This is a genomic window from Micromonospora globispora (assembly GCF_003857015.1).
Taxonomy (GTDB): domain Bacteria; phylum Actinomycetota; class Actinomycetes; order Mycobacteriales; family Micromonosporaceae; genus Micromonospora; species Micromonospora globispora.
Map to the genome: position 1 here is coordinate 1 of NZ_QGGF01000410.1, position 14,222 is coordinate 14,222.

Sequence of the window (14,222 nt, forward strand, 5' to 3'; positions counted from 1 at the left end):
GTACCGCAGAGGACGCGACCGCCGACGGCGCGCTGGTCTCCGCCGGCGGTCGCGTCCTCTGCGGTACGGCCACCGGCCCCGACCTGGCCGCCGCGCGGGACGCCGCGTACGCGCTGGTCGACGGGATCGAGCTGGCCGGCTCGCACCACCGCACCGACATCGCCGCCGCGGCGGTCGACGGCCGAATCACCCTGCCGGGCTGACCGGACCAGCACCCGCAACCGGCCCCACATCCGGTAGGCCCGTTCCCGAGGCCGCCCCACCGACCACCGCCGCGTCCGCGACGACCGCTGACGCCGGTTTCGCCGGATCGGACGGCTCGGCGGTCGGGCCGCCGCGAATCAGCCGTTCGGCGGCCACCAAGCATTGACAACCCGTGTCACGATCACCCTGCCGGTGGGTGTGAAGTCCCTGCCGGGAACGGGGGAGGGGGATGCGGTGACCGGGTTCGTCGGTACGGCGCTCAGCTTCCCCACCGTGCTGTTCAGCTTCCTGCTGCTGGTCGTCGTCGGCTACTGGCTTCTGGTGCTGACCGGGGTGCTGGATCTCGGGGACGACCTCGACGTCGACGGCGTACCGGGTCTCGCCGGCCTCGGGCTCGGCGGCGTGCCCGCCACCGTCGCCTTTTCCCTGCTCGTCGCGGTGGCGTGGTTCGTCAGCCTGGCCGGCACCGCGCTGCTCGACGGGCTCGGCCTGGGCGCGGCGGCGCTGATCGCCGTGTCGGTCGGGGTGCTGGTGGTGGCCCTGGTCTGCTCCTGGCTGGTGACCCGGCTGGTGGTCGTGCCGTTGGGCCGCTTCTTCCCGACGGGTACGGAGTCCAGTCGGCACGCCTTCGTCGGCCGCCTCTGCACCATCCGCACCGGCCGGGTGACGGCCGACTTCGGTCAGGCGGAGGTGACCGCAGCCGACGGCTCCTCCGCGGTCGTGCAGGTACGGCAGCCCGGCGCCGAGCCGTTGCGGGCCGGCAGCTCCGCGCTGATCTACGACTACGACGTCGAGGGCGAGTTCTTCTGGGTCATGCCCGCCGACATCGCCTTCGATTCCGACCCTTCGCGCCAACTACCGATGTAACCGTCGCCGGTGGCCCTGCCACGAGGGCGGGGTCACCTCTCGAACCTGACCGGACGGTCACCACCGCCACCGGTCCCTGCCACGCTGCCCCAGCTCTGAAAGGAGGATGCGCGGCACCCACCGGTCCGGCCACACCACCGGCCCGGCCCCGCGCGCCCAGCCATGGATGTCATCAGCACCGGAATCGGCGTACTGCTCGCCGTTTTCCTCCTCGTCGCCCTCGGCGTGGTGTTCCTCGTCAGCCGCCTGTTCCGCAAGGTGGAACAGGGCAAGGCGTTGATCGTGTCCAAGGTTCGCCGGGTCGACGTGACGTTCACCGGGGCGGTCGTGCTGCCGGTGCTGCACAAGGCCGAGGTCATGGACATCTCGGTCAAGACCATTGAGATCGAGCGGACCGGCAATGAGGGTCTGATCTGCCGGGACAACATCCGGGCGGACATCCGCATCACCTTCTTCGTCCGGGTCAACAAGACCACCGAGGACGTCATCAAGGTGGCCCAGGCCATCGGCACCGCCCGCGCGAGCGACCGGGAAACCCTCCAGGAACTGTTCAACGCCAAGTTCTCCGAGGCGCTGAAGACGGTCGGCAAGCAGCTCGACTTCGTCGACCTGTACACGAAGCGCGACGAGTTCCGCGACCAGATCATCCGGGTGATCGGCACCGACCTCAACGGCTACAGCCTGGAGGACGCGGCGATCGACTTCCTCGAGCAGACGCCGATGTCCCAGCTGGACGCCAAGAACATCCTCGACGCCCAGGGCATCCGGAAGATCACCGAGCTGACCGCGATCGAGCACGTGCGGACCAACGAGTTCCAGCGCACCGAGGAGAAGGAGATCACCCGCCAGAACGTCGAGGCGCGGGAGGCCATCCTGGAGCTGGAGCGGCGGCAGGCGGACGCGGAGGCCAAGCAGCGGCGCGAGGTCGAGACGGTGCGGGCCCGCGAGGAGGCCGAGATCACCCGGGTCCGGGCCGAGGAGCGGCTGCGGGCTGAGACGGCGAACATCCGTACCGACGAGCAGTTGGGCGTCCAGCACGAGAACCGAGCCCGGGAGATTGCGGTCGCGGAGAAGAACCGGGAGCGGGTGATCGCGATCGAGACCGAGCGGATCGAGAAGGACCGCATGCTGGAGGTCATCGGCCGGCAGCGGGAGACCGAACTCAGCACGATCTCCAAGGACAAGGAGGTCGAGGCGGAGAAGCGGGCCATCGCCGAGGTCGTCCGGGAGCGGATCGCGGTGGAGAAGACCGTGGCCGAGCAGGAGGAGAACATCAAGCGCCTGCGCGTGGTCGAGGAGGCCGAGCGGACCCGCCAGGCGGTGGTCATCCAGGCCGAGGCCGAGGCGCAGGAGAACCTGGTCAAGGACATCAAGGCGGCGGAGGCGGCCGAGGCGGCGGCCAAGTTCAAGGCCCGTGAGGAGCTGGTCCTCGCCGAGGCCCGGCAGCAGGCTGCCGAGCTGGACACCCGGGCGAAGATCCGGCTGGCCGAGGGCCTCCAGGCCGAGGCGGCGGCCGCCGGGCTGGCCGAGGTCCAGGTCCGCGAGCGCGGCGCTGAGGCGATCGAGAAGGTGGGTCGCGCGGAGGCCGCCGTCGAGCGCGACAAGGCCCTGGTGGCCGCGGAGGCGGTACGCGAGAAGCTGAAGGGCGAGGCCGAGGGTCTCACCGACAAGGCCGCCGCGATGGCCGCGCTGGACGACGCCACCCGCCAGCACGAGGAGTACCGGCTGCGGCTGGAGCTGGAGAAGGAGGTCCGGCTGGCCGGGCTGGACGCCCAGCGGCAGGTCGCCGAGGCGCAGGCGAAGCTGGTCTCCACCGGCCTGGAGAAGGCGAACATCGACATCGTCGGTGGGGACAGCGTCTTCTTCGACCGGCTGCTCAGCTCGATCTCGTTCGGCAAGAGCGTGGACGGCTTCGTGGCGCACTCCGACGTGGCCCGTGGCCTCACCCAGCCGTGGCTGGACGGCACCGCGAGCTTCACCGACGATCTGACCCGGATGCTCGGCTCGGTGAACAGCGGTGATGTGCAGAATCTGACTCTCTCGGCGTTCCTTCTTCAGCAGATGCGGGCCGGTGGCGCCGACAAGGGCAAGCTCCAGGAGCTGTTGCAGGCCGCGCAGCGTCTCGGCGTGGCCGAGACCCCGGTGAGCGCCCTGGCCGGCCCGCGGCAGCGTGCCGGTGAGTGAGCCGGTGACCCGGCAGGGAACGGCGTCCGGGTCGACCGGCGGGGAGCTGCCGGGTGACGGCTCCGCCGACCGTGCCGCGGAGAACGCCGCCGGTTCGACCCCGCTGGACGCGGGCAGCTACGAGGTGCTGCGGAATCGCCTCGCCGGGCAGGCCACCGAGCTGGCCCGGCGGGCGGAGCGGCTCAACGCCCGACGGCTGGAGGTGTTCGGCAGCACCGAGCTGCGGCTGCTGAGTACCGAGCGGATCCGTACCGAGCACAACTGCGTGCCCCGGGACATCGTCTCGGTCGGGGGGTTGATGCTCTTCGGCTACAACGTCTTCATCGGCCTGAAGCCGGAGACGACGGTCGACGACGTCTTCTCGCTGCACCGCTTCGCGCGGGACCGCGCCACCGATGCCTCCATCGCTGGTGACGAGTCCAGCGGCAGCGACGGCGCGGGCGCCACCGGGGGCGAGACCGACGCGTTCCGGTTCGACCGGGTCGCCCCGGACGAACTGCCCGGTCTGCTGCGCGATCCCGGGTTCCAGCGCGACTTCGGCGAGCTGTACCGCTACTACCGGCAGACCCGGCTGCTTCAGCTGCGCAAGCTCGACGGGCGGCTGCTGGCGGTGTTCCAGACCGGCCCGCGTACCGACGACATCCGGGTGCTGCGCTGGCGGATCGACACCGACGGCGGGGTCGCGTACCTCGACAACCGGGGCGAGCGGGACCACGTCTTCCCACCGTCGCACGACTTCGAGTGGATCGAGACCACCCGGGAGGACCATGTCCTCGGCCGGCACCCGCACATCTCCATCCAGAACGAGGTCTTCGTCGAGACCGTCGGCGGCACCCTGACCGTCAAGCTGGAGAACAACACCGAGACCGGTGAGGGCATCTACAGCGAACCGGTCGACGAGCCGCTGCAGAGCCTGGCCGACGCCGACGTCAGCTGGGCCCGGGTCGGTCCGCTCATCCTGTTGCGGATGCGGCCGTACAAGGAGATCGAGTGGCGGCACCTGGTCTTCAACACGCTGACCCGGGAGGTGGTGCGGCTCGACGGTATCGGGCCGGCCTGCCAGCGGCTGCCGGAGGACCACGGGATCATCTTCCCGGGCGGCTACCACCTGGCCACCGGAGAGACCCGCACCTTCGACACGGACGTGTCCGATCTGGAGTTCGAGCGGGTCGTCCGCTCCCCGAACGGGGAGGACGTCCTCTACGTCTTCCACGCCCGCGCGGACGGACGCTCCCTGCTGCTGCCGTACAACGCCATCCGCAAGGAGGTGGCCACCCCGATCCCGTGCCACGGCTTCTCCCTCTTCGACGACGGCACGCTGGTGGTGTTCCGCGCGATCTCCGAGGAGCCGACCCGGGTCCACCCGATGCAGATCTGGCAGACGCCGTACGTGTCCGACGCGTACGCCGCGGCGCAGCCGGCGGGGACCGGCCCCCTGGAACGAGTCGGCAACGCCGACCTGGTCCGGGGTATCTCCGACTGCCTGTCGGTGGCCCGGACGGTGGACGGCACGGCTCCGACCACCGGCGTCTACGAGGCGCTCATCGCCGCCTGCGCCCGCATCGCCGACCACTACCACTGGCTCGGCGACGCCGACCTGGGTGACCCGCTCGCACCGTTGACCGAGCTGCGTCGCACCGCCGTCGCCGTCCTCGACGAGTACGAGAAGGTCCGCGCCCTCACCGAGCAGGCGCGCGGCGCGCTGGACGAGACCGCCGAGCGGATCGCCTCGCTGGTCCGCCGGGCCCGCGGCGAGGCGCCGCTGACCGCCGACGACTGGGTGAAGCAGCTCGCCGGGCTGCGCCAGGCGCGCGGCCACCTGGAGACGCTGCGGGAGCTCCGGTACGTCGACCGGGACCGGATCGACGAGCTGGCGGCGCGGCTCGACGAGGAACTCACCGCGGCCGGCCGACGGGCGGTGGACTTCCTGGGCCGGGACGACGCGTTCACCGGCTATCAGCAGGACGTGGAGCGGCTCGCCGGGCAGGCGGCCGGGATCCGCACCGTGGCGGAGGCCACCGGAATCCGGGATGAGCTGGCCGGCCGCGCCGAGGGCCTGCAGACGATCACCGACGTGGTCGGCGGGCTGGACCTCGCCGACGCCACCGTACGCACGGGGATCCTCACCCGGGTCGGCGAGGTGCTCGGGACGGTGAACCGGGCCCGGGCGGTGCTGGACAACCGCCGCCGGGAGCTGCGGGAGGTGGAGGGACGGGCCGGCTTCGCGGCCGAGTTCGCGCTGCTCGGTCAGGCGGTGACCGGGGCGCTGGCGGCGGCGGACATCGCCGAGCGCTGCGACGAGCAGCTCGGCCGGCTGCTGCTGCGGGTGGAGGACCTGGAATCCCGGTTCGGGGAGTTCGAGGACTTCCTCACCGAGCTGGTGACCCGGCGGACCGAGATCTACGAGGCCTTCTCCTCCCGCAAGCAGGCACTGCTGGACGAGCGGGCGCGGCGGGCCGATCGGCTGGTCTCGTCGGCGGACCGCATCCTGGTCAGCGTGCAGCGCCGGGTCGGCACCCTGAGCTCACTGGACGAGATCAACACGTACTTCGCGGCCGACCCGATGGTCGGCAAGCTGCGAGCGGTCGTCGACGAGCTGCGTACCCTCGGTGACCCGGTACGGGCCGAGGAGCTGGACGGCCGGATCCGGGCCGCCCGCCAGGAGGCCGGCCGCGGCCTGCGCGACCGGCTCGACCTGTACGTCGACGGCGGCGAGCTGATCCGGCTGGGCCGGCACCGGTTCGCGGTGAACAGCCAGCCGATCGATGTGACGGTGGTGCCGCACGATGGCGGAATGGCGGTCGCGGTGACCGGCACCGATTACCGTGCTCCGGTCCGGGACGAGGAGTTCGCGCGGACCCGCCGGTTCTGGGACCAGCTGCTGGTCTCCGAGTCGCCGCAGGTGTACCGGGCGGAGTACCTGGCCACGTCGATCCTTGCGGCCGCCGAGGCGGGCCGGGACGGGCTGACCGTGGACGGGCTCCGTGCGGCGGCGGCCGACCCCGCCGACCTGCGGGACCTGGTCCGCCGGTTCGCCGAGGCCCGTTACGACGAGGGCTACGAACGCGGGGTGCACGACCACGACGCCACCGAGATCCTGCGGGCGTTGCTGCGCCTGCACGCCGGTGCGGGCCTGCTCCGGTACCCGCCGGCGGCCCGGGCCGCCGCGCAGCTCTTCTGGCGGTTCGGTGCCGACGAGCCGGCCCGGACCGGCTGGACCGCCCGGGCCGCCTCGCTGGCGCGGGCGCGGGAGCGGTTCGGTCGCCCCGACCGTCGCCCGGTGCCCCCGGGGGAAACCGCCGACCAGCCGAGGGCCGACTCCGGTGACGCCATCGACCGGCTGCACGCCGAGCTCGCCGCCGCGGTGGGCCGTTTCCTTCGGGACACCGGGTTGGCCGGGCCGGCCGCGGAGGCCGATCTGGCCGGGGAGTACCTGTTCGAGGAGCTGGCCGGAAAACCCGACGGGTTCGTCACCGGTGCCGGGGCCCGGGTGCTGCTCGACCGGTTCCGCCGCGCCCTCGGCGGCCCGCAGTCCCGTTCCGCGCGGGAGTTCGACGCCGACCTGCGGGCGCTCGACGGCGACCTCGCCAGCCGGTACCAGCTGGTCGAGGCGTGGCTGACGGCGTTCCTCGCCACGGACGACGGCACGCTGTCCGGGTACGACCTGCCCGAGGCGGTCGCGGTGGAGCTGTGCGGCGCCGACCTGCCCCGGCACGAGGCGGCGGCGACGATGTCGGAGACCGTTGGCGGGCTGCTCGGCGCGCACCCGCGGATCGTCGGCGCGGCCATCGAGCTGCGCCTGGACGAGACGCTGGCCCGTACCCGCCGGTTCCGCACCGACGTGGTGCCGGCGTACCGGGACTACCAGCGTCGCCGCAACGCCCTGGTGGCCGCTGAACGGGACCGGCTGCGCCTGGAGGAGTACCGGCCGAAGGTGATGAGCGCCTTCGTCCGCAACCGGTTGCTGGACGAGGTCTACCTGCCGCTGATCGGCGACAACCTGGCCCGCCAGCTCGGTGCCACCGGCGACGCCAAGCGGGTCGACCAGATGGGCCTGCTGCTGTTGATCTCCCCGCCCGGCTACGGCAAGACCACCCTGATGGAGTACGTGGCCAGTCGGCTCGGCCTGGTCTTCGTCAAGGTCAACGGGCCCGCCCTCGGCTCGGCGGTCACCTCCCTCGATCCGGCGGACGCCCCCGACGCGACCGCCCGCCAGGAGGTGGAGAAGATCTCCTTCGCGTTGGAGCTGGGCAACAACGTCCTGCTCTACCTCGACGACATCCAGCACACCTCCCCCGAGCTGCTGCAGAAGTTCATCTCGCTCTGCGACGCGCAGCGCCGGATGGAGGGCGTGTGGCAGGGCCGGACCCGGACGTACGACCTGCGCGGCAAACGGTTCGCGGTGTGCATGGCGGGCAACCCGTACACCGAGTCGGGGCAGCGGTTCCGGGTGCCGGACATGCTCGCCAACCGGGCCGACGTGTGGAACCTCGGCGATGTGCTCTCCGGCCGCGAGGAGGTGTTCGCGCTCAGCTACATCGAGAATGCCCTCACCTCCAACCCGGTGCTGGCGCCGCTCTCCGGGAGGGACCGGGGCGACCTCGAACTGCTGGTCCGGATGGCCCGGGGCGACGATTCGGTCCGGGCCGACCAGCTCTCCCACCCGTACTCGCCGGTGGAGCTGGAGCAAATCGTCTCGGTGCTGCGCAAACTGCTGCGGGTGCAGCAGGTCGTGCTGACCAACAACCAGGCGTACATCGCCTCGGCGGCGCAGTCGGATGCCAGCCGCACCGAGCCGCCCTTCCAGCTCCAGGGCTCCTACCGGAACATGAACAAGCTGGCCGAGCGGATCGTCCCGGTGCTCACCGACGAGGAGCTGGAGGCGGTCATCGACGACCACTACCTCGGTGAGGCGCAGACCCTCGCCGCGGGCGCCGAGGCGAACCTGTTGAAGCTGGCCGAGCTGCGCGGTCGGCTCACCCCCGAGCCGGCGCGCCGGTGGGCCGAGGTCAAGGCCGGGTACCTGCGGGCCCGGGCGCTCGGCGGCGCCTCCGACGACCCGGTGGACCGGGCGGTGGGCGCGCTGGGCCTGCTGGCCGACCGGATCGGCGGGGTGGAGGCGGCGATCGGACGCGCTGCCGACCGGGAATGACCTGCTATCACTGAGCGTCCGTCGGTCCCGGCCGGACCGGCGGCCGGCGCCGGCCGACTATCCGGTTCACCACGTTGGCGGTGGCCCGTTGGATCCGCTCGTCCCGGTGACCGGGGCGGTTGAGCGCCATCGTCCAGCAGAGGGTGCCGGTGGCGAAGACCAGGCCACCCTGCGGCGTCTCGTACAGGTGGGTGTTCTGCACCTGCTGGCCGCCCTCCCGGGTGCGGTACGGCGACACGCTGAGCGTGGTGGCCGCCCCGGCCGGCCGGGGGGCGTCCGGGTTGAGGCCGTCGGCCTCGCCGCCGACCACGCCGGGGATCCGGTCGCCGTCGGCCACCCCGGTGCCCGCCCAGAACCAGTGGTCCGCCGCCCGCACCACCAGGGGCTGCGGGCCGTCGACGATGCCGTTGTACTGCACGCCGACGAGCGCCTGCTCGGGCTGGCCGAGGCTGCGCCACTTGACCGTGGCCCCGACGGCGTCCTGCCCGGGATCCGGGATGGCCTTGGCGCAGGCGATCACCCGCTCGGGCCGGCCGTCGGCGGCCGGGCGGACCCGGATGTGCCAGTAGACGCTGTTCGCGCCGAGGAAGGCGAGGCTGCGCCCGGCGACCACGGCCCGTTCCGCGGCCCGGCGCATCTCCGCCGACCAGTACTCGTCGTGCCCGGCGAAGACGATCCCCCGGTGCCGGGTCGGGTCGAGCCGCCCCGAGTGCAGGTCGAAGCTGGTCGCGTAGCTGACGTCGTACCCGTTGCGTTCCAGCCACTGGATGGCGTCGTGGTCGCGGGTGAGTTGGATGGGGATGCCGTCGTCGGCGTACGGCCGGTCGAAGGAGACCTCCCGCGCGCGGAGCTGCGGGTCCCGGCGGCGATTCGGGGCGAAGCCGTTGTAGAGGCTCTTGCCGCTCCGCCCGTCCACCGGCCACTGGTTGTACGCCTGCCAGGTGGTGACCGGCAGGACCACGCAGAGCGCGGCGGCCCGGCGGTCGTCGCGGACCACGAACGGGGTGCAGGCGCGCCAGCCGTCGGCTGAGGTGAAGACGGCCTGGTAGAGCCCGGAGGTCCAGTCCTCCGGCACGCGGAGCGTCCAGGAGACGGGCCAGCCGCAGGCGATGGTGCCGGTGACCGGGTCGGCCGGCGGCACCGGCTGCGGTACGCCGTCGAACTCGGGGCTGGTCCGCACAGTTCGGGCCCCGGCACCGCCGTACCAACCGAGCCGGTGGATGGAGATCCGATACCGGCCGGCGGGGTTGACCGCGACGTGGAAGTCGATCGACTCGCCCGGGGCGACGCTGGTCGCCGAGGCGTACCCCTGGATCTGCCGGCGGTGGTCGTCCGCGTCGCGGCCGGGCTCCTGCGGCGGCCACCACGGCTCGCCGGCGGACCGGTTCTCCCGCTCCACGGGAGGCCGTTGTCGCCGGGTGAGGGTGCCGGTGTGCTGGGGATCGGAGGCGGATTCCGTGATGCCGAGTGCGGCGGCGGACACGCCGCCGGCGAGCAGACCGAGTGCCCAGCGCCGGCGGAGTCGGAACATGGAGCAGCTCCTGGGAGGGGAGACGGACCTGCCGGGACCGGCGGCGGATGGAAAGTACCACTGCGCGGGCGGGCCGTCCGTCCCTGCGCCTCCACCGATCACCCGTAGTAGCGGCGCAGTTCCCGGCTGAGCACCTTGCCGGTGGCGTTGCGTGGCAGGTACTTCACGAAGATCACGTCGCGGGGCACCGAGAAGCGGGCCAGGTAGTGCCGGACGTACTCGCGGACCGCCTCCGGATCGAGCGCCTCGCCGGGGTGCAGGGCGAGGAACGCGGCAAGCCGCTGGCCGTACTCCGGGTCGGGAACCCCGATCACGGCGGCCTCGCGGACCTGGGGCAACCGGGAGAGCAGGTCCTCCACCTCCGAGGGGAAGACGTTCTCCCCGCCGGAGACGATCATGTCGTCGGCCCGTCCGTCGACGAAGAGCAGGCCGTCGGGGTTGACCCGGCCCAGGTCGCCGGTGTCCAGCAGGCCGTCGTGGGTTTCCCGCCGGACACCGGAGGTGTACCCCTCGAAGAGCATCTCGTTGCCCACGAAGATCCGCCCGACCCGCCCGTCGCGGACCGGCTGACCGGCGTTGTCCAGGATCTCCAGTCGGGTGCCGTGCGGCGGCCGCCCGGCGGTGGTGGGCGCCTCGCGCAGGTCGGCCGGGCCGGCGATGGACGCCCAGGAGACCTCGGTCGACCCGTACAGGTTGTAGAGGACGTCGCCGTAGACGTCCATGAACTTCGGGGCCAGGCCGCCGGGGAGCGCGGAGCCGCTGACCGCGACCACCTTCAGCGGCGGGCGCGGGTTCGGCGGCGGCACCTCCAGCAGCCGCTGGAGCATCACCGGTACGGCGAAGAGCGCGTCACAGGGCTGGCCGGCCAGCGCGGCGAGCGTGGCGGCCGGGTCGAAGCGCCGGTGCAGCACGATGGTGGAGCGGAGCGCGAAGGCGACCTGGAGGGCGGCGTACCCCCAGGTGTGGAAGAGCGGCGCGGCGATCAGCACGGTGTCCCGGGCGTGCAGCGGGATCCGGTCGATGATGGACACCAGCGGGCCGAAGCCGTTCGGGGTGGGGCGCCGGGCGCCCTTCGGGGTGCCGGTGGTGCCGGAGGTGAGCACGATCGTCCGCCCGTCCCGTTCCGGCGGCTGGAGTTCGTCGCCGGGCAGCGCGGCGGCGATGAGCTCCTCCTGTCCGCGTTCGTCGACCCGCTGCACGTCGGCGGGGAGGCCGAGCACCCGCTCGGCGAACTCGGCGTCGTGCACCAGCACCCGTAGCGACTGCTCGTCCGCGACGGTGGCGAGCTGCGCGGCGGAGAGCCCGGTGTTGACCAGCACGGCGTCCGCGCCGAGCAGCATCGCGGCGACCACCGCTTCGATCAACCCGTGGTGGTTGCGGCAGAGGACGCCGATCCGGTCCCCGCTCTGCACTCCGAGTACGGCCCGCATCGACCTGGCCAGCCGTTCGGCGCGGTCCAGCAGCTCCCGGTAGGTCAGCTCGGCGCCGTGCTCGTCGACGACCGCGGTGCGCCCGGGGTCGCGGGCCGCGGCCTGGCGCAGCTCACCGGAGAGGCTCCAGCCCCACTTGCGCAGCGCTCCCAGCTGGGAGGCGACCCGGATCGGACGGCCGGGGGTGAGCAGCCCGCGCCGGGTCAGCGTGGCGACGATGAACGGCAGGTCCAAAGCCGCAGCCCTCCTTTCTCGGAGCACGGAAGGGCCCCTTTCGGGCCGAGCGTGTCCTCACGATCATGCCCCGGCGACGGCCGGGAGCCCAGCCGGCGTCGGCGCCGCCCACGTCGGAAACACGGTGGGCTGGCGGCGTCGGCACGGACGGTGAGAACCGGCGGCCCGACCCGCGACGGCCGCTCAGGTGTGGCGGTGTCGTCGCGGGCCAGGTCGGGGTCCGCCGGCGATCAGCGGATCTGCATTCCGGAGATGGCTCGGGAGATGACCAGCCGCTGGATCTCAGAGGTGCCTTCGAAGATGGTGTAGATCTTGGCGTCCCGGTACCAGCGTTCGACCGGGTGGTCCCGCAGGAAGCCGGCGCCGCCGAGCAGCTGCACCGCCTTCTCGGTGACCGACACGGCCACCTCGCCGGCCTTGAGCTTGGACATCGAGCCCTCGCCGGCGGTGAACGGCCGGTTGTTGCGGCCCATCCAGGAGGCCCGCCAGACCAGCAGCCGGGCCGCGTCGATCTCCATCTTCATGTCGGCGAGCGCGAACGCGACCGCCTGGTTCTCGATGATCGGCCGTCCGAACTGGACCCGCTCCTTCGCGTAGTCCAGGGCGTACTCGTAGGCGGCCCGGGCCACGCCGAGCGCCTGGGCGCCGACCGTGGGCCGGGACAGCTCGAAGGTCCGCATCGCGGCCTGGCCGGAGGCGCGCTGCCCGGAACGGGCCCGGGCCAACCGCTCGTCCAGGGCGTCCTTGCCGCCGAGCAGGCAGCGCCCCGGCACACGTACGTCGTCGAGGAAGACGTCGGCGGTGTGCGACGCGCGCAGTCCGAGCTTGCGCAGCTTGCGGGTCGCGCTGAGCCCCGGCGTGCCCGGCGGTACGACGAACGCGGCCTGCCCCCGCGAGCCCAGTTCGGGCTCGACCGAGGCGGTGACCACGTGCACCCCGGCGATGCCGCCGTTGGTGGCGTACGCCTTCTGCCCGCGCAGCACCCACTCGTCGGTGGCCTCGTCGTAGACGGCCCGGGTGCGCATCGCGCCGACGTCGGAGCCGGCCTCCGGCTCGCTGGTGCAGAACGCGGCGACGGCCGGTTGGTCGAGGGAGCCGAAGCACTGCGGCACCCACTCGACCATCTGGTCCGGGGTGCCGGCGCCGTAGATCGCGGCGACGGCGAGGGAGGTGCCGAAGATGCTCAGCCCGATGCCGGCGTCACCCCAGAAGAGTTCCTCGCTGGCGATCGGCAGCGACAGGCCGGTGGGGTCGGCCCAGCAGGTGGCGAGGAACTCGAAGCCGTACAGGCCGACCTTCGCCGCTTCCTGGATGATCGGCCAGGGAGTCTCCTCCCGGGCGTCCCACTCGGCCGCGGCCGGGCGCACGACCTCGGCGGCGAAGCCGTGCACCCAGTCGCGAAGATCCCGCTGTTCCTCGGTCAGGTCGAGCGAGAACTCGGCCATCTCAGCCCTTGGGGATGTCGAACAGGTTGGCGATGTTGGCGGCGAGGCCCAGGTCGCCCTTGGCCTTCAGCTTGCCGGTCATGAACATCATGACCGGGTTGGCGCCACCGGAGACGATCTTCAGGAACTCGACCGGACCCATGGTGAGGCTCAGCTTCGGGTCGCGGGTGGCGCCCTCGTTGACGGTGCAGGTGCCGTTCTCGATGACGACCTCGTAGGTGTCGGTGCCACCGTCCGGGCGACCGGTGATGTTCCAGTGGATGACCGCGTTGGTGGCGCCGGCGCGGTCGGCGCGGAACAGCGACGGCATCCGGTTGAAGACCTCGCTCAGGATCTTGCCGCGCAGGTCGCCCGACATCACCTCGGCGATCTTGGCGTCCGGCGTGGACTTGACCAGCTGAGCGAACTCCTTGGGGTCCGTGTTCGCGAAGGTGGCCGGGTCAAAGTCAGTCATGGGGGATGCACCTCTCGGGGCGGGGCCAACTTTGGCTACTCTCGCGTAACCTTACGCACGAGTAGGTATGCTCGCAAGAGTGTCCAGCAGCCCCACCTTCAAGCGCCTGCCTCGCGCCGTACGCGAGCAGCAGATGCTCGACGCGGCGGTCAAGGTCTTCTCCCGCCGGGGCTTCCACGCCGCGAGCATGGACGAGATCGCCGACGACGCCGGCATCTCGAAACCGATGGTCTACGCGTACCTCGGCACCAAGGAGGAGCTCTTCATCGCCTGCCTGCACCGCGAGGGCACCCGGATGATGGAGGCCATCGCCGGGGCGGTCGCCCCGGACCTTCCCGCCGACGAGCGGCTCTGGCGCGGGCTGCGCGCGTTCTTCGGCTTCGTCGGGGCACACCGGGACGGGTGGGCGGTGCTCTACCGGCAGGCGCGCGCCTCGCAGCCGTTCGCCGCCGAACTGGCCACCATGCGCGGCCGGCTGGTGGAGGTGGTCGCCGGGATGCTCGACCACGCACTGCGCGCCGAGGGCCGCGAGGTCGGGGCCACCGACCTGGAAGTGGTCGCGTACGCCCTGGTCGGCGCAACCGAGTCGCTGGCCGACTGGCTCGCCGACCACCCGGAGGCCGACCCGGAGAAGACCGCCACCCGGATGATGAACGTCGCCTGGATGGGTGCCGCCCAGCTCCTGCACGGCGTCACCTGGCACCCGCCCGCGACCTGAGGT

General features: G+C 72.2%; 9 protein-coding genes. 5 read left to right on the forward strand and 4 right to left on the reverse strand.

From position 1 onward, the window contains the following. The 4 genes from DKL51_RS21970 to DKL51_RS21985 form a co-directional block, all read left to right on the forward strand. A partial coding sequence (locus DKL51_RS21970; RefSeq protein WP_311768074.1) for a phosphoribosylglycinamide synthetase C domain-containing protein occupies nucleotides 1-203 on the forward strand: 203 nt, incomplete at its 5' end. A 193-nt stretch (nucleotides 204-396) separates the two neighbouring features. After that, nucleotides 397-1,071 (forward strand): hypothetical protein, encoded by a 675-nt coding sequence (locus DKL51_RS21975; protein ID WP_260428618.1) that lies wholly within the window; start codon nucleotides 397-399, stop codon nucleotides 1,069-1,071. Between the two features lie 162 nt (nucleotides 1,072-1,233). Next, nucleotides 1,234-3,255 (forward strand): flotillin family protein, encoded by a 2,022-nt coding sequence (locus DKL51_RS21980; protein ID WP_109946391.1) that lies wholly within the window; start codon nucleotides 1,234-1,236, stop codon nucleotides 3,253-3,255. Next, nucleotides 3,248-8,407: a DNA repair ATPase gene (locus tag DKL51_RS21985; RefSeq protein WP_185734879.1), complete on the forward strand. Its 5,160-nt coding sequence runs from the start codon at nucleotides 3,248-3,250 to the stop codon at nucleotides 8,405-8,407. Before DKL51_RS21980 ends, DKL51_RS21985 begins: the two co-directional genes overlap by 8 nt. 7 nt (nucleotides 8,408-8,414) lie before the next feature. Here the strand turns inward: DKL51_RS21985 and DKL51_RS21990 are convergent, their stop codons facing one another. The 4 genes from DKL51_RS21990 to DKL51_RS22005 all read right to left on the reverse strand — a co-directional run bounded on the left by DKL51_RS21990 (nucleotide 8,415) and on the right by DKL51_RS22005 (nucleotide 13,501). Next, nucleotides 8,415-9,938 carry a N,N-dimethylformamidase beta subunit family domain-containing protein gene (locus tag DKL51_RS21990; protein WP_109964983.1) on the reverse strand — a complete coding sequence of 508 codons (1,524 nt, stop codon included), beginning with the start codon at nucleotides 9,936-9,938 and terminating at the stop codon, nucleotides 8,415-8,417. A 98-nt stretch (nucleotides 9,939-10,036) separates the two neighbouring features. Further along, nucleotides 10,037-11,602: an AMP-binding protein gene (locus DKL51_RS21995; RefSeq protein WP_109964982.1), complete on the reverse strand. Its 1,566-nt coding sequence runs from the start codon at nucleotides 11,600-11,602 to the stop codon at nucleotides 10,037-10,039. A 230-nt stretch (nucleotides 11,603-11,832) separates the two neighbouring features. Beyond that, the gene (locus DKL51_RS22000) at nucleotides 11,833-13,047 is read right to left on the reverse strand and encodes an acyl-CoA dehydrogenase family protein (RefSeq protein WP_109946388.1); all 1,215 of its coding nucleotides are present in this window, start codon (nucleotides 13,045-13,047) and stop codon (nucleotides 11,833-11,835) included. Between the two features lies 1 nt (nucleotide 13,048). After that, a complete protein-coding gene (locus tag DKL51_RS22005; RefSeq protein ID WP_109946387.1) occupies nucleotides 13,049-13,501 on the reverse strand; it encodes an SCP2 sterol-binding domain-containing protein in 453 nt (150 codons plus the stop codon). Between the two features lie 79 nt (nucleotides 13,502-13,580). Here DKL51_RS22005 and DKL51_RS22010 point away from each other — a divergent pair, with 79 nt between their 5' ends. After that, on the forward strand, nucleotides 13,581-14,219 hold the full coding sequence (locus tag DKL51_RS22010; protein WP_185734880.1) for a TetR/AcrR family transcriptional regulator: 639 nt from the start codon (nucleotides 13,581-13,583) through the stop codon (nucleotides 14,217-14,219). Nucleotides 14,220-14,222: the final 3 nt, after the last annotated feature.

Bases quoted from the DNA above. Each gene is read 5' to 3' on its own strand.
- DKL51_RS21980 (WP_109946391.1), top strand. From the start codon at position 1,234: ATGGATGTCATCAGCACCGGAATCGGCGTACTGCTCGCCGTTTTCCTC.
- DKL51_RS21990 (WP_109964983.1), bottom strand. From the start codon at position 9,938: ATGTTCCGACTCCGCCGGCGCTGGGCACTCGGTCTGCTCGCCGGCGGC.
- DKL51_RS22000 (WP_109946388.1), bottom strand. From the start codon at position 13,047: ATGGCCGAGTTCTCGCTCGACCTGACCGAGGAACAGCGGGATCTTCGC.
- DKL51_RS22005 (WP_109946387.1), bottom strand. From the start codon at position 13,501: ATGACTGACTTTGACCCGGCCACCTTCGCGAACACGGACCCCAAGGAG.